Source organism: Paenibacillus sp. ISL-20 (assembly GCF_018613005.1).
Taxonomy (GTDB): domain Bacteria; phylum Bacillota; class Bacilli; order Paenibacillales; family Paenibacillaceae; genus Paenibacillus_AQ.
Map to the genome: position 1 here is coordinate 85,695 of NZ_JAGGRD010000009.1, position 17,300 is coordinate 102,994.

Annotated in this window: 22 protein-coding genes and 1 other annotated feature; of the genes, 1 reads left to right on the plus strand and 21 read right to left on the minus strand. The window is 47.7% G+C overall.

Features of this window, described 5'->3' with window-relative positions:
- Window positions 1–466: 466 nt before the first annotated feature.
- From J7E85_RS05810 to J7E85_RS05895, 18 genes are all read right to left on the minus strand, one after another.
- The gene (locus J7E85_RS05810; RefSeq protein ID WP_251035509.1) at window positions 467–1,219 is read right to left on the minus strand and encodes a hypothetical protein; all 753 of its coding nucleotides are present in this window, start codon (window positions 1,217–1,219) and stop codon (window positions 467–469) included.
- A gap of 24 nt (window positions 1,220–1,243) precedes the next feature.
- Entirely contained in the window at window positions 1,244–1,603 is a 360-nt protein-coding gene (locus J7E85_RS05815; protein WP_215155924.1) for a 2Fe-2S iron-sulfur cluster-binding protein, read from the minus strand.
- A gap of 69 nt (window positions 1,604–1,672) precedes the next feature.
- Window positions 1,673–2,257, minus strand: coding sequence for a hypothetical protein (locus J7E85_RS05820; protein WP_215155926.1), 585 nt, complete (start codon window positions 2,255–2,257; stop codon window positions 1,673–1,675).
- 41 nt (window positions 2,258–2,298) lie between these two features.
- On the minus strand, window positions 2,299–2,478 hold the full coding sequence (locus J7E85_RS05825; RefSeq protein ID WP_071223929.1) for a DUF2768 family protein: 180 nt from the start codon (window positions 2,476–2,478) through the stop codon (window positions 2,299–2,301).
- A 142-nt stretch (window positions 2,479–2,620) separates the two neighbouring features.
- Window positions 2,621–2,896, minus strand: a complete 276-nt coding sequence (locus tag J7E85_RS05830) for a stage VI sporulation protein F (RefSeq protein ID WP_006209456.1) — start codon at window positions 2,894–2,896, stop codon at window positions 2,621–2,623.
- A gap of 63 nt (window positions 2,897–2,959) precedes the next feature.
- Window positions 2,960–4,000, minus strand: a complete 1,041-nt coding sequence (locus tag J7E85_RS05835; protein WP_215155928.1) for an NAD(P)H-dependent glycerol-3-phosphate dehydrogenase — start codon at window positions 3,998–4,000, stop codon at window positions 2,960–2,962.
- Window positions 3,993–4,619, minus strand: a complete 627-nt coding sequence (gene plsY / locus J7E85_RS05840; RefSeq protein WP_215155930.1) for a glycerol-3-phosphate 1-O-acyltransferase PlsY — start codon at window positions 4,617–4,619, stop codon at window positions 3,993–3,995. The genes J7E85_RS05835 and plsY overlap by 8 nt, the downstream gene beginning before the upstream one ends.
- 11 nt (window positions 4,620–4,630) lie before the next feature.
- Complete coding sequence (der, locus tag J7E85_RS05845; protein WP_215155932.1) at window positions 4,631–5,953, minus strand: ribosome biogenesis GTPase Der; 1,323 nt, start codon at window positions 5,951–5,953, stop codon at window positions 4,631–4,633.
- 211 nt (window positions 5,954–6,164) lie between these two features.
- On the minus strand, window positions 6,165–7,382 hold the full coding sequence (rpsA, locus tag J7E85_RS05850; protein WP_215155934.1) for a 30S ribosomal protein S1: 1,218 nt from the start codon (window positions 7,380–7,382) through the stop codon (window positions 6,165–6,167).
- Window positions 7,383–7,502: 120 nt separating this feature from the next.
- Window positions 7,503–8,093: a lysophospholipid acyltransferase family protein gene (locus J7E85_RS05855; protein WP_215155936.1), complete on the minus strand. Its 591-nt coding sequence runs from the start codon at window positions 8,091–8,093 to the stop codon at window positions 7,503–7,505.
- 21 nt (window positions 8,094–8,114) lie between these two features.
- On the minus strand, window positions 8,115–8,795 hold the full coding sequence (cmk, locus tag J7E85_RS05860) for a (d)CMP kinase (RefSeq protein ID WP_076320951.1): 681 nt from the start codon (window positions 8,793–8,795) through the stop codon (window positions 8,115–8,117).
- Between the two features lie 176 nt (window positions 8,796–8,971).
- Window positions 8,972–9,259 carry a DUF5359 family protein gene (locus J7E85_RS05865; protein ID WP_215155938.1) on the minus strand — a complete coding sequence of 96 codons (288 nt, stop codon included), beginning with the start codon at window positions 9,257–9,259 and terminating at the stop codon, window positions 8,972–8,974.
- A gap of 64 nt (window positions 9,260–9,323) precedes the next feature.
- A complete protein-coding gene (locus tag J7E85_RS05870) occupies window positions 9,324–9,986 on the minus strand; it encodes a flagellar brake protein (RefSeq protein WP_215155940.1) in 663 nt (220 codons plus the stop codon).
- Between the two features lie 203 nt (window positions 9,987–10,189).
- The gene (gene ypeB, locus J7E85_RS05875) at window positions 10,190–11,539 is read right to left on the minus strand and encodes a germination protein YpeB (protein ID WP_215155943.1); all 1,350 of its coding nucleotides are present in this window, start codon (window positions 11,537–11,539) and stop codon (window positions 10,190–10,192) included.
- A 90-nt stretch (window positions 11,540–11,629) separates the two neighbouring features.
- The gene (locus tag J7E85_RS05880) at window positions 11,630–11,776 is read right to left on the minus strand and encodes a hypothetical protein (protein WP_009595221.1); all 147 of its coding nucleotides are present in this window, start codon (window positions 11,774–11,776) and stop codon (window positions 11,630–11,632) included.
- A 73-nt stretch (window positions 11,777–11,849) separates the two neighbouring features.
- Window positions 11,850–12,545, minus strand: a complete 696-nt coding sequence (gene prsW, locus J7E85_RS05885; RefSeq protein WP_213645533.1) for a glutamic-type intramembrane protease PrsW — start codon at window positions 12,543–12,545, stop codon at window positions 11,850–11,852.
- Window positions 12,546–12,601: 56 nt separating this feature from the next.
- On the minus strand, window positions 12,602–13,213 hold the full coding sequence (locus J7E85_RS05890) for a genetic competence negative regulator (protein WP_215155945.1): 612 nt from the start codon (window positions 13,211–13,213) through the stop codon (window positions 12,602–12,604).
- A 202-nt stretch (window positions 13,214–13,415) separates the two neighbouring features.
- Window positions 13,416–13,790 (minus strand): hypothetical protein, encoded by a 375-nt coding sequence (locus J7E85_RS05895; RefSeq protein WP_215155947.1) that lies wholly within the window; start codon window positions 13,788–13,790, stop codon window positions 13,416–13,418.
- 93 nt (window positions 13,791–13,883) lie between these two features.
- Between J7E85_RS05895 and J7E85_RS05900 the strand changes: the two genes are divergently transcribed.
- Complete coding sequence (locus J7E85_RS05900) at window positions 13,884–14,795, plus strand: polysaccharide deacetylase family protein (RefSeq protein ID WP_215155949.1); 912 nt, start codon at window positions 13,884–13,886, stop codon at window positions 14,793–14,795.
- A gap of 66 nt (window positions 14,796–14,861) precedes the next feature.
- Here J7E85_RS05900 and J7E85_RS05905 read toward each other — a convergent pair whose 3' ends face one another.
- The 3 genes from J7E85_RS05905 to J7E85_RS05915 form a co-directional block, all read right to left on the minus strand.
- Window positions 14,862–15,680, minus strand: coding sequence for a metallophosphoesterase (locus tag J7E85_RS05905; RefSeq protein ID WP_215155951.1), 819 nt, complete (start codon window positions 15,678–15,680; stop codon window positions 14,862–14,864).
- Window positions 15,677–15,931 (minus strand): hypothetical protein, encoded by a 255-nt coding sequence (locus tag J7E85_RS33880; RefSeq protein ID WP_251035499.1) that lies wholly within the window; start codon window positions 15,929–15,931, stop codon window positions 15,677–15,679. The genes J7E85_RS05905 and J7E85_RS33880 overlap by 4 nt, the downstream gene beginning before the upstream one ends.
- Window positions 15,932–16,085: 154 nt before the next feature.
- Window positions 16,086–16,670, minus strand: a complete 585-nt coding sequence (locus J7E85_RS05915) for a CPBP family intramembrane glutamic endopeptidase (protein ID WP_215155955.1) — start codon at window positions 16,668–16,670, stop codon at window positions 16,086–16,088.
- 227 nt (window positions 16,671–16,897) lie between these two features.
- Window positions 16,898–17,128 (plus strand) — a binding site (T-box leader).
- Window positions 17,129–17,300 lie beyond the last annotated feature (172 nt).

A 17,300-nucleotide genomic window follows, 5' to 3' on the forward strand; every position in this document is an offset into this window, starting at 1 on the left:
TGAGTTTTGATGGAAACGGCAAAGCGGCGTAACTCGTACATGCATTTGGACTAGTAACATCATATGTACCGGGTTCAAAAATATGACGGTTGCCCCTTAAAGTCCGTCCAGTTTTTTTTAAGATATCGAACAGGCCTAAACCAACTAGACACCGCCATCGATACCGCAAAGAAAACTACCGCTGGGGCGCGGTTTATCTTCATGCTGTGCGCCTTCAGACGTTTTCGTATGCCTCATGATGTGGGCAACCGGCTCTTGCCCGCACTACTCTTTCAGATTATGAATATGCGCGCACTTTAATAGATATTCCAAAGAGATTCAACCATTTTCAAAAAAATCTATCGAAGAAGGGTTTCATGGAAAAAATGTAGGCACGCATCATGGCTTCCGCATACTCATTCCTCAACCGATATGGGTCACCATGCGGGATCAACAAAAATACCCGCCGATAACGGCGGGTATAGGTTTAGGATAGCGGCTGAGCAACGGGCTGCCCATCCTTCCATGTATAAGGTACGGATTTTACGGGCACATAATAGGATTCCTGCTCCAGGAACACCCGTAAATCCTCTCCTTCTTGAGGGTCGGAACCGTTTTTCTGGATCGCCTGCATAATATCAAAGGCATAATCGGCGTACACCGTTCCCTCTTCATCCATCATAAAGGCCATCTCCTGACCCGAGTATACACTCATCAATGTAATGGATTTGGCATCGGTCTTGGACAGGTCCACTGCCGTATACCCCGGGTAGAGGGCTTCTCCTGCAGGAAGGGCGTTGTCATGCGCCATTTTGTACACATTCACGGCTCTCTGAACGTCATTCACCTTCTGGGCCGTGGTTAAGTCCATGACCTTCACAGTTGGCTCGGTTTCCTCATTAATAATGAGAAAATATCCGCTGCCGCCCTTCTCAAATGCCGTATTCGGAATTTGGTCGATGTATCCCCGGTTCTTCAGCTGATCCAGATCGACCCGGTATTTCTCATACCGCGGAATTTCCGGACCCGCTGTAATTAACGGCAAGATTCCCTGTTCTTTATAAAAATCATCTACAGCCGATTGTATCCGTTTGACACTTTCCCTATACGAAACCTTGTTCTCCTGCAATTTCTCGTCAGGATAAAGACATCCTGTCAGCAACATCGGAAATAGCACCAGGATTAAGACTGCAGACGTCCGCTTCGAACGGGCTGCCGCTTGGGTCATCCAAGTGATCATACTCAACTAACATCATCCTTCGCTTTAAATAAAGTCATCGGACTCCCGGTTTCTCGCAGCTTCCAGCTGTTTGCGTATCGCAGCTTTGAGCGGATCCTCGGGAATCATTACCTTAATGTGATTCGTAATTCTCGTCTGGCAGGATAGCCGGTAACCTTGTTCAATCATCGAAGTCCCAAGCTTCCTGATTTCCTTGGGCTCCGGAGCAGAGCAATGATTGCGCTCCTCGCTCGGAACGATGATCTTGCACATCAAACAACCGGCTTTGCCTCCGCAACGGGTAGGAATATGCACACCAGCCCGACGCGAGGCATCCAGAACAATCGTGTGCGGACGAACCTTGACCTTTTTCTGATCCGGCTGAAATAGCACCTCATAGTCCAACGGTAACGCGCTCCTTTTCTTATGTACACATTCTGCTAAGCTCCCTGGCCATTTTTCACAGCACTTCGGTTACAATCCGGTTAATCGGTTTAAAATCATTCGATGCTCCCCATGCAGATGGTTCCGGCTTAACAACTGCTGCAGAAGCGGCAGATGATGGTCCACGTCCCGTCGGATCGCTTCCGCAATGGCGACGTATCGATCCGGCCTGTCTCGAAGCACATTAAACACCAGTTCATGGGATAACGGCATCAGGCGCACCGTGACGCCCTGTATATGACTCTCTAGTGCTGCAGGATACAGCAATTGCTCGATCTCAACGCAGTAAGAGGACCTGTTTGAATTCACTTCAAATCCGCCTACCAGTTCAATCGGGACTTTCTCTATTTCATAGTGGCTCAGAATCGAAGAATATATCCCTTCTTGGTCTAAGTGAGGAGCATCCACGGCCATCGAAGCCAGCGACTCATGCAAAGGCTGTACACCCCCTGCATCGGTATAGATATCGATATCTCTCGGCGGCTTGTCCAATGTTACATCCTGAAGAAGCAAGCTGCAGCTTCCACCTAGCAGCCAAGCATTAGGTGCCTGATTCATCTTATGAATGGCAGTAGCTAACACATTCTCCAATTCTGGCAGATCATTCAGCGTCATGCTGCACCCCTTTACCGTATCGTCCGGATTGGCTACCTACGTTATATGATGGAGGCCAGTCCAATAATAAAACCGAAAATCATCATCATAAAGGCTACGAACGACAGTGCCCCGCGCAGAAAACCCTTGGTCTTGCTTCGCGCAAGCGTAACCACAATGACGGACAGTGCCATAATCAATAATGCGACTAGGGACAGCCACATCTTTTGCATTGGATCCATGTCACGAAACTCTCCAATCTCTCATCAATTTCAACCTATTATATCACGAAAATGATAGCGCCTCACCTCAGGTATGTCGAAAAAAAGAACAAAAGCCGCTATCCCATCAGGAGCGTCTTTTGTTCAACATTATCATCGTATCTTATTTGTTCATCATCATTTTCATCAAGGCTTCCATATTGCTCGGATTCATGCCACTCTTCTTCACCGCGCCGACAATCTCCTGGATCGTGTCCTCACTAACAGGTATGTTTGCCATCGAAGATACCTGCTTGATCAACTGGCGGAGCTGGGCTTCATTTTGCATTGTAGACGGCTTAACCGTGCTAGCCAGCTTATTGACAGCCCCTGAAGAAATTTTCTTGCCGCTTTTCTTGTTAATTGCATTCAGTACATCCTTGTGAAAGCTTTTGCTCATTTCCACCCCTCCTCCGACATCCTCACATCAATATATGAGTCAATCATCAGAATGGTGAATAAGCTAGGTGTGCCATTGCTCCCATGTTTCAAGCGGCATCATTTCCATCTCGGTCTTGGGATCCCTGCCCATCAAGGCTTCAACAGCGATGCGGGGATTGCGGTCTTTAAACAACACATGGTACAGCTGGTCGGCAATCGGCATCTGTACGCCGTATTTCTCGGAGATGGCATGTGCGGCTTGGGTCGTGCGTATTCCTTCCACAACCATACCCATGGAACCCAGAACCTCATCTAACTTCTTACCCTGACCCAGCATCGAACCAGCCCGCCAGTTTCGGCTGTGCTGGCTAGTGGCGGTAACCACGAGGTCACCGATCCCTGCAAGCCCGGCAAACGTCATTGGATTCGCGCCCATTTCCATGCCGATTCGCAAAATTTCTGCCAAACCTCTCGTAATAAGCGCTGCCTTGGCATTATCACCGAAGCCTAGTCCGTCGGACATCCCGGCGCCCAAAGCAATGATATTCTTCAAGGCACCGGCCAGCTCAACACCAATCATATCCCGATTCGTGTACACTCTGAAATATGTGTTCATAAACAAATCCTGAGCGGCTACAGCCGCCTCGGCATCCAAAGACGCCACAACGACTGTTGTCGGGCAGCGTCTGACCACTTCCTCCGCATGGCTGGGTCCTGATAATACCACCACGCGGCCTTCCTCACAGCCAAGCTCCTCGGATATGACGGTGGACATCCGCTTCAAGGATTCAATTTCAAATCCTTTAGTCGCATGAATCACCAGCATGTCCTCGGTCCAAAACTGCTTCAGCTGCCCCGTCACTTCCCGCATCGCGGACGAAGGTGCAACGATAACCACAGCAGCAGCCGACGAGACAGCCTCTTTCATATCGGTTGTAGCGCGGATATTCGGTGATAACTCCACCCCGGGTAAATAACGGTTGTTGGTATGCGACTCGTTAATTTCACGAGTCTGTTCCTCTGTTCTTGTCCAGACGACAACATCCAGATCATTATAAGCGAGAACACTTGCCAAAGCGGTTCCCCAACTGCCTGCCACCAGAACAGCGACTTTGTCAGACAACGCGCTTCCCTCCTTTGCCCTTTCCTTTTCCGGAACCCAGCTTGTTTTCACGCCCCTGCACAAGCTTTACGATATTCGAGCGATGCCGCCAGAAGGCGAATACACATATGATGAAGCTCGTCCAAAAGATTGGCCACGAATAATCCGCGATCAATAGAAAAACAGGGGTAAGCACTACAAAAATAAGGGAACCCAAAGATACATAACGGGTAAAAACAATGGATAGAATTGCGATAATGCCTGCTATAACCGCGGGTATAAAGCAAAGCGTAGCAAGCACTCCAATGGCGGTTGCAATCCCTTTTCCGCCTCGAAAACGGAAGTATAGAGGCCAATTATGACCGATAATGGCCGCAATACCGCACAATCCCGGCAGCCAGTCATTGTCCCCCCCGAGCCATCGTCCGATCCAAACCGCAGCGATGCCCTTAATTACATCCAAGACCAATACAAGTATGGCAGGTCCCTTTCCCAGGACACGAAGGGTATTGGTTGCCCCGGCGTTGCCGCTGCCATGCTGACGAATGTCAATCCCTTTCAGGATTTTGGCAAGCAGTACGCTAAAGCTTACCGAACCGAGTAAATAACACACTACTATCGCTACGATCTCCAAAATCAAGCTATTCTCCCCTAACTCTCATCAGACTTTCTTCGAGTAAATATCCTGATGGGTGTACCTTCAAAGTCAAACGCGGACCGAATCTTGTTCTCAAGGTAACGCTCATATGAGAAGTGCATCAATTCGGGATCGTTGACAAATACGACCATGGTCGGCGGCTTAACCGCAACCTGTGTTGAGTAGTTAATACGCAATCTTCTTCCCTTATCCGTTGGAGGCGGATTGATGGCAATCGCATCGGATATGACATCATTAAGGAGGTGTGTCTGTATACGAAGTGAATGCTGATCAGCCACATGCTTAACGACAGGGAGCAGCTTTTGCAAGCGCTGCTTCGTTTTGGCCGACAAGAACACAACCGGCGCGTAGGTCATGAACAAGAAATGATCCCGAATCTTTTTCTCGAACTGCTGCATCGTTTTGTCCTCTTTCTCGACCAAATCCCATTTGTTCACAACGAACAACGATGCTTTACCGGCCTCATAGGCGTAACCGGCAATATGCTTGTCCTGCTCGATGATGCCTTCTTCCCCGTTTATGAGGACGAGAACAACATCCGCACGCTCGATAGCGCGCATGGCACGCATGACGCTGTATTTCTCTGTGGTCTCATAGACTTTCCCGCGTTTGCGCATGCCTGCCGTATCGATGAGCACATACCGCTGCCCATCCTTCTCAAACGGCGTGTCGATCGCATCGCGTGTAGTGCCGGCAACGTCACTGACAATGACACGCTCTTCTCCCAAAATGGCATTAACCAGGGAGGACTTGCCCACATTCGGTCTGCCAATCAGGGCAACTCGAATAACATCCTCGTCATATCCATCGTCTTCCAGCTCAGGCAGATTCTCAACTACAACGTCCAGCAGGTCGCCAATCCCTGTGCCGTGACTGCCCGATATTCCGACAGGATCGCCAAATCCGAGGGAATAGAACTCATAGATATCATCAACGCGCTTCAAATTATCCACTTTGTTTACACTTAGAATGACAGGTTTACCTGAACGGAACAGAATCTGTGCAACTTCCTCGTCCGATTGGGTAACCCCTGCCTTTGCATCGCACATAAATACGATGACGTCCGCTTCTTCAATTGCAAGCTCGGCCTGCATGCGTATGGATTTCAATATCATGTCATCGCCATCAATTTCAATACCGCCGGTATCAATGACACTGAACGCTTTACCATTCCATTCGGCACTACCGTAAATCCGGTCACGGGTAATACCCGGTTTATCTTCAACGATGGCTAATCTGTCGCCAATCAATCGGTTAAATATGGTCGATTTACCGACGTTAGGCCGTCCAACGATAGCCACTACGGGTCTTGCCATAGTCACTCCTCCTGTCAATTCTTACGATTATCATCATAGCAAAAAACGTTACAATTGGCTAACCTTTCATCCTTATTTCTATTATGCTCTACCCCATGTTACAACATCCGTAAACGTTCGTCCCCTAAAAAAACAAATGGCGAACCCAGATTTCTGGGTTCGCCGACTTCGTTATGATAGGTCAATAGACCGAACAAAACTGTTCCCGGGCTTACTTGAATTTGCTCAGCTTATCGCCGAAACGCTCTCCAAGCGTAACGCTCATGCCTTGATTGTTCAAAGAAACGTTCGGATTGTCTTTCAGGTCGATTTTAGGACCTTTGGACGGTTTTTCAGCTCGAGGAGTTTGAGCTGGAGCTTCTTCCGTTTCTTTGATGCTCAGGCTGATACGTTGCTCAGAAGTGTTGATATCAAGCACTTTAACCTGAACTTCTTGGCCTTCTTTCAATACTTCTTGCGGTGTACCGATATGCTTGTGGGAGATTTGGGAGATATGAACCAAACCTTCAACACCTGGTGCGAGCTCAACGAAAGCTCCGAAATTAACCAAACGTTTTACAACGCCTGTTACGATGTCGCCAGTGTTGAATTGCTCGCCAGCTGTTTCCCAAGGACCTGGAGCGGCTGCTTTGATACTGAGGCTGATTTTGCCTTTTTCAGGATCTACTTTCAGTACCTTCACACGCACTTGATCGCCTTCGGACAATACATCAGCAGGCTTGTCGACGTGGCTCCAAGCGATCTCGGATACGTGAACCAATCCGTCTACGCCGCCAACATCAACAAATGCGCCGAATTGCGTAAGGCGTTGTACTGTACCTTCCAGCACTTGGCCATCTTGAAGCTCGGACATTACTTTTTGTTTGTTAGCTTCGAACTCTTCTTCCAGAACATCTTTCTGGGAAAGAATCACTTTGTTGTTCTCGCGGTCCAGTTCCTTCACTTTCACGCGAAGCGTGCGGCCTTTGTAGTCGCTGAAGTCTTCGACGAAATGACGCTCTACCATGGATGCAGGAATAAATCCGCGTGCACCAACATCAGCTACGAGTCCGCCTTTAACCACGTCAGCCACCGTTACTTCGAATACGTCCTGATCCGCAAAATGCTTCTCAAGCTCTTCCCATGAATTCTCGGTGTCGATCGCGCGCTTGGAAAGAACCAGGCTTTCCTTATCGTCGTTAATGCTAACGACTTTGCACTCTACCTCTTGGCCAACCTGAACCGCATCAGATGCATTATCAAGTTGTACAGAAGACAGTTCGCGAACAGGAATTACGCCGTCATATTTATATCCAATGCTTACATAAGCTTGGTTGTCCTCCAGTTTGACGATCGTCCCTTTCACGGTGTCCCCTTTTTTCAAGGATACGATTTGGTCCAGCTGCTCTTGGTTTTCAGCAGCCTCTTGATTTCTTGTTTCTTCCGACATGTCAAATAACCTCCTCAATTCAAACCCCATTTATTTAAACTCGCATTGGCGAAGTTCAAAACATAATTGCTGTAGTATCTTTCCAATCTTCCCATGCTTTTTATGCATGAAGCGAATAAATCAGTTCACGGTTGGTTTGCCGCTTGCGCGCATTTCGTGAATCTTGGCCATGATCAACTCGGTTGCCGCATCCAGAGCTTCCGGTGACTTGTCACCTTCAAACCGGGATAGATCCACAGGTGCACCATAGATGATCTTCACTTTGCGGAAAAGCTTGTAATCTCCAATGATAGCAGCCGGTATGACCGTCGCCCCGCTGCGGAGAGCGAAGCTTGCCGCACCCCGTTTGGCCGCCGTTGAATCGGAATTACGCGTACCCTCAGGGAAAATGCCCATGATCTCACCCGTGCGCAATATCGTGAGCGCGGTTTTGATCGAATCTTTACTTACTCCGTCGCGCTTGACCGGAAATGCTCCAAGCTGACGAACCAGCCATCCGAACACCGGAATGTTGAACAGTTCCGCTTTGGCCATGAACTTAACCTGGCGCTTGACGTGAATGCCTACAGATATCGGATCTCGAATGCTAATATGATTGCTGCAGATTAGCACGCCGCCTTCTGAAGGTATGTTATGTACTCCGACAGATTCGAATCTGTAAAGAATAGCGAACAAACCGCGAACCACCGCTCTGCAAAAAATATAAATCATGCCCATTTCTCCCCATCCCACTTAAGTTTCGCAATATGAAAGAATTGCTTCCACAACCTGGTTGATATCCATATGTGTCGTATCCAGTATGATGGCATCCTCTGCGCATCGGAGCGGCGACACTTCACGTTCCTGGTCAAGCCTGTCACGTTCTGCGATATCTCTTTCCAGTTGTTCCAGCGATATGCCTTCATCACTCAACTCATTGAAGCGGCGGAGAGCACGTTCCTTGACACTGGCCGTCATGAAAATCTTCACCTCGGCATCCGGCAAAACCGTTGTGCCGATGTCACGTCCATCCATGACAACACCCTTGTCTTGTGCCATTTGCTGCTGTAAACGGACAAGCTTTATCCGCAAACCCTCGATTCGTGCATATTGGGATACCACTGCACTAACCTGATGTGAACGAATATATGGTGTGACGTCTTCCCCGTTCAGCCAGACCATTTGACCATGTTCATGCGGTTTTAATTCAATCACCATGTTTTGTGCATGTTGAAGCACTTTTTCGGGATTTTCTGGAGAAATCCCTTGGTTCAGCATGAACCAGGTGACTGCCCTGTACATGGCTCCGGTATCCACGTAGATGTAATGCAGCCTGCTGGCTACCATACGCGCTACGGTGCTTTTACCCGCGCCTGCCGGACCGTCGATGGCAATATTAATTCTGTCGCGATAACCTGTCCCCTGCGTAACCAACGGGGCATTCCTCCTCAAACATATACCTCGAAATCGAAAGGGCTTACCATCCGTTACGGACGGGATCACCGTTTCTCTAGTGAAAACTTATAAGAAAACGCGAATGAAACAAAGGCGTAATCTTATATTTCAAGAAAAAAGCAGGCGCCCGCCTGCGACGTGAAAATTATACCACACTAGCTAGAGTGATGCAAAAGAGAAGGGGTGTTTTCCCCCATCCAATCGTTTACATTTGGCTCGATAACGGGAACACCCTCCATCTGCTGAATGGGCGAAATATAGGGCCGGCTAGGCTCATAATGTAATAGCAGCTGGATGATCACCAGAGCAAGCACAAGCCAGATCAGCAGCTTAAGCAGCATGATTCCATATCGGTCATGAAGGGCTTGTCCCTTCTCCTCATGCTTAACTTCCAGTCTTGTTTTTTCAAGCAGACGGTCTTGATCGTTTACTACTTCTGACATGGCAGACAGCCCCTCCAGGACAAAATTTTCGGATAGTGTGCCACCGGCATGTCCTTTTTATGCATTAACGATTGCGAAAATCAAACTGTCTCTCAAAACAATAACGAATCAGCTTCTGGCGCTCCATATCTGCGATCTGACTAAACTTCAGCATCACGATGCTTCGATTGGTAGGCAGCTCCTTCACCCTCACAACCTCGCCTTCAAACGGAACATGCTCCACGGATCCGTTCTTAAACGGGATGAGTATCCAGCATGTCAGTATACTCCCTTCCGCAATCGTATGATCCGGCTGCAGATAAAAGGATACGCCGCCGCCGCCGACATCATCGGTTTTGGCTAAAAACTGGGTGCCGTCTTTGGTCATGACTGCTACCTCGAGCTCGGCTTGCACCCTTAGGAAGCTTCTTCTCTGTACCTTCGTAATTTGATCCTGCTCCGGCTTCTTGATGCGAACCAGACGGATAATATCCTCATGGTGACTCAGGACGTAGGAATTGAAGAAATTCTTGACTCCTCCTTCCGTTAAAAAATAAGCGGACAACTCATCCCCGATGTACAGCTTTTTCAGCTTGCCCGTCCCTTCCTGCAGCGGAACCTCCATATACATCGACTCGTCATCCATGTCGGAAATGCGGGATTTGTATACAATATTGGCTTCCTTCTCATCCCCCGTATCCAACTGGATATAGAGGACATCGTTAATCTTTGGATACAATTCGCTCACCCACTAATTCATCATAATCATTATTTTCCATTATATCATGGGATGCCACGGCCCATAGGACAAAATCTTCAAACAAAGGTCGAATCCTGTCTATCCTTGGGAAACATGGGACCATCCCCGCTCTTTCATCTCCTTCAGCTCCTTCATCCAAGCAAAAAGCCGGTTCAGGATATCTCCTGAACCGGCTTGAAGCAATACTTGAATTATTTAATTCCTGCCTGTGCATCCTTCACAACCTCAACCGTTTCCTCAAGGCCGGTATCCGAATTAATGTAAATTCGATATTGGGACCCGTTGATTCGCCCGCCAAACTCATAACACAGAACATCCTCGGAGCGGTCGTTTTTGATTAAGGCCTTACGGTGGTAGAGCACTTTGAGCTCAGGATTCAAGACCTTCTCCGCTTCGGCAAGACTAAGTTTCGGCTGCGGGATTTCTCGCTTGATCTGATGCTCATACACAAAGTCGCTGGCCTGGAATCCAATGACATCCCCATTGTCCAGCGCAGAACGAACGGTAATTTTTTCAGGGTAAATCAGCACGCCGTCCTCTTCACGGACAAAGGAGAAGTTGGCCAGGTTGTCATACTGGTCCGCCGAAACAACCGTCATGTCGGAGTAGCCTTTTTTCGTCAGGAATTGCTGGGCTTTGTCGATAGCACTTTGAACGGACGCTTTCTTCGCGCCCACATTCCGCTCATCCGTATAGGAGATCAGCTGGCCGCCTTTTTCGGTAAAGTCCATGCTGAGCATATGACCCTTCGGATGTTGTACCTTCGCCGAATAAGATACCCACTCGGTGCCATTGCCGTTCTTCGTCACTTGTACTTTGGCATTATTACCCACATCCGAGAACTTCAGCGCTTTACGCTTCACATCCGCTTCCGATATCGGCATACCTGCCAATTGCTTCACAGAACGGCGGTCATAAATGCTGCTTACGGATGGTCCCCAGTCAAGCTCAGGGTAGGACTCCACCTTTTTATCAACCGTTTTGAAACCGTCAATAATGGAATTGTCCTCGACTTTATTCGTAGCCAGAGCCGTCTCTACATCCATCCAGCGCAAACTGTTTGCGATAACTTTATTCTGCACATGCTGCAAATCCTTCGTAATTTCACCGGAGTTGGCGTACAAGGATTTCAACGTTTTGACTTCACCCTCACTGAGCGGCTCCTTCGTTAAATCACGTACACCTGTTTTGTAAGCAAAATTCGAAATTCGGGAAAGGAACTCTTCCGTCTTGTTGAAAGGAAGGAGCGTAAGCGGCAGCTGGCTAATTTCATTCTGAGCCTGGCTGGTTAGGCGCCATACATTCATCAAGCCCTTCCGGTGCATCCCTTGGGAGGTAGAGCTTACCGCAAGCGTATTGCCGAGCTCGGCATGAATCCTGTCCATATTGTAAGACAAGTCATGGAACGCCCGTTGGTATTGGTTCTCCGCATTAATCAATATGGCGTTTTTCTCTTTATTCTCTTGATAACCCCATACCAGAGCCCCGATCAATAAAATTGTGGCCACAGGAAACAGAATAGCGCTTAATCGTTTGTACATGATGCGATAGTCTCCTTTCTTCTACTCACTGCCGTTAGTTTGACTAGAAGAAAGAAGTCTTATGCATATCTGTATAATTCCCTTCATCCTTTAAAAATCTTCCTCAATATCGAAGTGATCGCGATTGTTGCACAGACACTGCTTAAATCCGGTTTCGATCCGGCCCTGCTCCTTTTTTCCCCGCAGCACAAAACGTTCACCGCAATCCTTGCAAAGAATTTTCACTTTTACACGCAAAAAAAGACACCTCCCTTTCTATGATTCCCTGGCTGTCAGCCGAGGTCTATAGAAAGAAGTGTGCCCTGATTTGTTAAGTGTTAACCTCTTCCTCCCGCTTGATGAAACGAAAAGGAGAACGGTTGTTAGCTCTAGAGATTTTGCCCATGCCGCCATACCATAGCAGCACCATGAGCGGTACGATGAACCATACCCATGTGTGGGTCAGCAGATTCAGAATCAGGTCGTACAGACCATGCCACATCCAAGGTAGGAACAAGGATAGAACGAGAAAGAACCTTCTTCGTTTTCCTTCCGTGAACCTCGCATGTCCCATGTAGTATCCCATGATGACGCCAAACATCGCATGCCCCGAAACGGGCAGCAGGGCTCGCAAGAACATCGGACCAAAGGCTGCCTGGCTGTACCAGGCGTAAAGCAAATTCTCTACTGTAGCAAATCCCAGCGATATTGCCACTGCATAAAGGATACCGTCATAAGGCTCGTCAAATTCCGTATGGTTAAAAATAATATGGTACATCACGAACCATTTCAGAAATTCCTCAACGCCCGCCGAAACGAACAATGAGTTGACTACCGGATTGTCGCCAAGCCATAGTATCATTCCCCGCTGCAAAATCATAACCGGGAAAACGACCAGAACCCCAAGCATGAACACCTTGATCACCATGTGTAGGGGCTCTTGATCATACCTATCTTTCAGGTAAAAATACGTGAGCAATGCGAGTCCCGGCGCCAAAGCTGACGCAATTACCGAGAACACCAGCACTAAAATTCCCCTTCCGTTAGTTGCGGGCCTGAAGTCCGGCACGCACGCCCACTTGATTAATGCTGACGCTGGAAGTGTGCACAGATAACCTCAACCGCTTGCTGAGGCATGACTTTCTTCCCGTATTCCTCCAGCATAGCCTCCGTTACTGAGGAGGATTCACCGAATTCAGCCAGCATCGCAATCACCGCCGGCAGCTTCTCGCTATCCAATTCCTCAGGATCGAAGAACAAAAACCATCTATCCATATAGTGATAGAGCTTACCCGCTCCGCCTACAAGGTCCTTCAACATATGCGATGCTTCAATGAGCACTTCAAAATCTTGAAAAACATAGACGATAGTATCACTTTGATCCAGCGTTACTTCCATTTCATAAATCTCGTCCGGCATATCTTCTTCGGACAAGCCGCCGAAATGATGATCGTATTTCCCTCTCGTCACAATAACCACCATGCCCTGGGCAGGCAGTGCAAACACCTCAACGGCAAGAGGTCCGGTGGCATCAAATCCGAGTTCACTGTATGCCTGATCCATCATCTCCGTAAACAGGTCATAAACTTTCGGTATTTCCTGCCACATCTCTTCCTTCTGGATCCCTCGCTCACTCAGATCGTCAAACGTGAGGAAAATCCGTATCTTATCTTGACTCAAACGCTCTATTTTCATGACAGGATCCTCCTTACGTAAACAAAAGTTTATAACAAATTATGATGTCTGGATTATGACGTGATAAAAATGGTTTTATATAATTGATTTTATCATTTAATAACCACAAATGCACGCAAATATGTAGCTGTAGAAAAAAGAATCATTCACAAGGGATTCATGTGGCCGCTCCCCGTGAATGATTCAAAATGGTTCATGCCGTTTACAAACCCGGTATGACGGTGTGGGTCTCTTTCAAAATCTGTTCGACTTCATTCTTGACATCAGGATTGTTTCGGATGAAATCCTTGACTTGTTTCAGGTTGGCAGCCTTCGAATGTGTCGATGTCTGTACCCCTGCAGTTCCATTGGAATGAGTGGAATCATGTCGGCCTGAACTGGGAGACACGCTTTCTTGGCTCGAACCAGAATACTTCTGGCTCTTAGTGCCCTGAATTTTACTCATCGCGGTATTCGCAAATCGGCCAAGATTCGCATCTTTCATCATCGAGGAGAAGAGCCTGCTGTTATTACGGGAAATGATTCGGCATGCAACGGCACCGATAATGACACCATATAGAAATGACGAAGTCTTCACACATGATACCTCCTTCTATGATAAACTCGAGATTATTGTTCTCGCACCGCCAGAAACTCATGCTACATAAATATAGGAAAGTGAGATGGAATCATGGTTAGAACACGAACAGTACTTCTGCTGGTTTGCTGCCTTATGCTCAGCGCATGCGGCAACAACGGAATGGATCAGAAACAAAGCACGGCCACGGAAGTCGGTAATGACAAAGCAACGCAGCAAAACGAAACCTCAGGAGCGGTGTCCACTCCGAAAGAAGGTACCGAGAAGGCAACCGAAACGGACAAGCCTAAAGCCGAGCCTGACGTGGATAAATCCGCGGACCCATCAGATGAAGCCGTCAAGGGTCCCGATGCCGAGGCACCGGTTGAACCGAAGTATCACATGAATAAGGTGTATCGCATCGTTCCTAATGATGAGTCCGTCCCCGAAAAAGTAGTGCTGCTCACGTTCGATGACGGCCCCAAGGATGAAACCATGATCAACCAAATGATCGACACGCTGGACAAACATGATGCCAAGGCGATTTTCTTCGTCAATGGATACCGTGCGAAGGCGCATCCAGAGCTGTTGAAACTGATTCATGATCGCGGTCAAATCATTGGGAATCATTCCTGGGATCATATTGACCTGAAAAAAGAAACCAAACAGACAGTGAAGAAACAGATCGGGGATGTCCAGCAAATCGTCAAGGAAGCAACCGGATCGGAACCGAAGTTTTTCCGCCCTCCTTTCGGCTCTGGCGGAGATACGGTCAAGGAAGTTGCCCTGAATCATGACCTGCTGTTTATGACCTGGTCCAACGGTTCGCTCGATTGGGAAAGCAAAAATAAAAACAAACCCGATGCCGTAGTCAGCAATGTGCTGGAACAGCTTCACCCTGGCAGCAACATTCTGATGCATGAGCTTCCATGGACCGTAGAGGCCCTTGATACCTTGCTGACCAAGCTTGAAGCCAAAGGGTACGGCTTCGTGGATCCGCAATTCATCGAACCTAAAATAAGATAAATCCGAAATAAGATAATCCGAGAAACACAAAAACCTTAATTCTGCCGTCACCATCTGACGATCGAATTAAGGTTTTTTGCGTAGTGTAATCACATGATATTCTGCGGGACATTGCAAGCGCAGCGGGATATGGGAAGTACCGAATCCCCGGCTGATCAGCATCCTGGAAGAATGTTTGGTTTCGCCCGCCTTTCTCGGCAGCGTATACCATCCGGATTTAAACTTCTTGTAAAAGCGCGTTAATCGAACGGCTCCGACAATTGGCAGTACAATCTGTCCCCCATGGGTATGTCCTGCCAGTACGAGATCCCCATGCATCGCATCCTTGTCTTTGACCCATATTGGATCATGCACCAGAATAATGTGATACTGGTCTTCGGCTGCATTCCCCCGAAATCTTGTATACGGGTGCTTCCGACTTGCCGGCTGCCTTACCCCGCTGAGAACCATAAGCTCGTTACTGCGCTTTAACGTAACAGTCTTGTCATTCAGCAGAGTAACGCCGCTCTCCCGCAATACTTTACGGACGGCGTCCTTGCCTGCATTCAGATCATGATTCCCCAAGACGGCATACACGGGTGCGATACGGACCAGCACCGACATATTATGCCTCATACGCTGAAGGGGCACGCCTATTTCCGTAATATCTCCTCCAAGCAGTACGCAATCCACCGATGATAGATTGGATAATAGCTTTACTTCTGATAATTGTCTGCGATGTATATCGGTAATGAACAATATCCGAAACCCGTCAAACGAGTGAGGGATACGTTCGGATACCACTTCTTCTTCACGCACCCGATAGCCCCTGGCTTCAGCCCCCATCCAGCCGATAGCGCCTGCTCCGAGTGCCGCAGCACCTGCTATCCACATCAACACACTCATAAAAACTCCTTTAACAATTCCTTTAATGGAGGTGCTCCGATAAGTCCCCACCACAGAAGACCTACCATTAACAATATGAACATGACGATCAATGAGTTCACAAACCATTTGCTCATTCTTACGCGATACGAGGAATATGTATTCGTTCGTTTAGGAGCAGACGCTTCTTCTGCTTGACGCTGGCGGGACCGGGTCGATCTGGAACGGCTCAATCCATCCCCTGTATTGCTGCTCTGGGGCTTTTGTTCCACGGAGCTTGTGGAGGGTGGCGATTTAGATCGACTCCATGTTTCATCTGTTTGTTGCGATTTCGCTGCCGCTCTTTTTTCTGATTGAGCCATTGACTTGTTTTTGCGGCTTTTATTTCGGCTCTGATGTCGCTTCATTCTGCTAAGTTCGTTCATGTTACTCTTTCCTCCGAAACCGAATCAACATTCCTGATATGAAATCAATCAGAAAATGGCACAAGATGGGCGCCCAAATGGTACCCGTTTGAATATAGACGTAACCCAGACCGTAACTGCTCAAGAAAACCCACCCAGTTGGAAGCCAATGTTTTAAATATCTGACATGAATAAGTGCGAACAAGATACTTGTCCAATACGGTCCGAACGCATGCTGGATAGCTCCTCGAAACAATAACTCCTCACAGATGGATACGATCAGAGCTATAACAAAAATATGCCAGACCGGCCTTTTCCGGAACAACATTTCATTGATTCCGCCATCGTCCATACTATCCTCTGACACAAACCGGGATAATACAAAATCCACGACCAGCATTGCTCCTGCAAGTCCGAGCCCCCAATATACAAACTCGATATCCTTCGGAATGACAAAGAGCCCAAACGGATTCCTCTGCTGAAACAGGATCCAGATCAAACCTGCAATTAGTGTCAATGCTTGGGTAAGATACAGATTAATAAGCAGCAGCCGATCATTTAATTGATGGGCCTCAATTCTTTTTACGCGTATTTTAAATTTTTTCATAGAAGATGGGCCTGTCTTTCATCTTGATTTTTAAAGATTATTTTCGTGGACAACCATAGTAATATCAGAATAATTCAATCATAGGCGGGCATATGCATCATAGCAAATTAACGGCATGACATTCAAGGCTAACCCTTGTTTCTTCCCCTACTATAAGGCCTATGGACGGAATAAACACCTATTGACACAATGTTAGAGCCATGATACATTATGAAAAAATTAATCTGTGAAAACCGATGATGGAAAAGAGAAGCTGTAACGTCCTCAGAGAGCCGATGGTTGGTGTAAATCGGTGACGTAAAAGTATTCTTTAGCGTTCCTGAGATATTTCGCTGAAACTTGAAGTAGGCGCAAATCGGATGATATCCGTTACCAATCATGGTCTGAACAGACCGCTTGAGGCTGCCGCATCTTGGCAGCGAATAAGGGTGGCACCACGAATAACTCTCGTCCCTTACTACGGAGGTAGTATGCGGATTGGGAGTTTTTTTATGTTCCTGTCTCTTTGCCACGACACCGCGTCAAACCTGTATAGACCTCTTGCAGTCTTATTGGAATCTTTGGTGTATAACGGAATACGCCCAGCGTAATCCTTATTCAATATTGCAATACCGCAATTTATAGAGGATT

Coding starts and splice junctions, on each gene's coding strand:
- J7E85_RS05810 (WP_251035509.1), bottom strand. CDS start 1,219: ATGATCACTTGGATGACCCAAGCGGCAGCCCGTTCGAAGCGGACGTCT.
- J7E85_RS05820 (WP_215155926.1), bottom strand. CDS start 2,257: ATGACGCTGAATGATCTGCCAGAATTGGAGAATGTGTTAGCTACTGCC.
- J7E85_RS05825 (WP_071223929.1), bottom strand. CDS start 2,478: ATGGATCCAATGCAAAAGATGTGGCTGTCCCTAGTCGCATTATTGATT.
- J7E85_RS05830 (WP_006209456.1), bottom strand. CDS start 2,896: ATGAGCAAAAGCTTTCACAAGGATGTACTGAATGCAATTAACAAGAAA.
- der (WP_215155932.1), bottom strand. CDS start 5,953: ATGGCAAGACCCGTAGTGGCTATCGTTGGACGGCCTAACGTCGGTAAA.
- rpsA (WP_215155934.1), bottom strand. CDS start 7,382: ATGTCGGAAGAAACAAGAAATCAAGAGGCTGCTGAAAACCAAGAGCAG.
- J7E85_RS05855 (WP_215155936.1), bottom strand. CDS start 8,093: ATGATTTATATTTTTTGCAGAGCGGTGGTTCGCGGTTTGTTCGCTATT.
- J7E85_RS05865 (WP_215155938.1), bottom strand. CDS start 9,259: ATGTCAGAAGTAGTAAACGATCAAGACCGTCTGCTTGAAAAAACAAGA.
- ypeB (WP_215155943.1), bottom strand. CDS start 11,539: ATGTACAAACGATTAAGCGCTATTCTGTTTCCTGTGGCCACAATTTTA.
- J7E85_RS05890 (WP_215155945.1), bottom strand. CDS start 13,213: ATGAAAATAGAGCGTTTGAGTCAAGATAAGATACGGATTTTCCTCACG.
- J7E85_RS05900 (WP_215155949.1), top strand. CDS start 13,884: ATGGTTAGAACACGAACAGTACTTCTGCTGGTTTGCTGCCTTATGCTC.
- J7E85_RS05905 (WP_215155951.1), bottom strand. CDS start 15,680: ATGAGTGTGTTGATGTGGATAGCAGGTGCTGCGGCACTCGGAGCAGGC.
- J7E85_RS05915 (WP_215155955.1), bottom strand. CDS start 16,670: ATGAAAAAATTTAAAATACGCGTAAAAAGAATTGAGGCCCATCAATTA.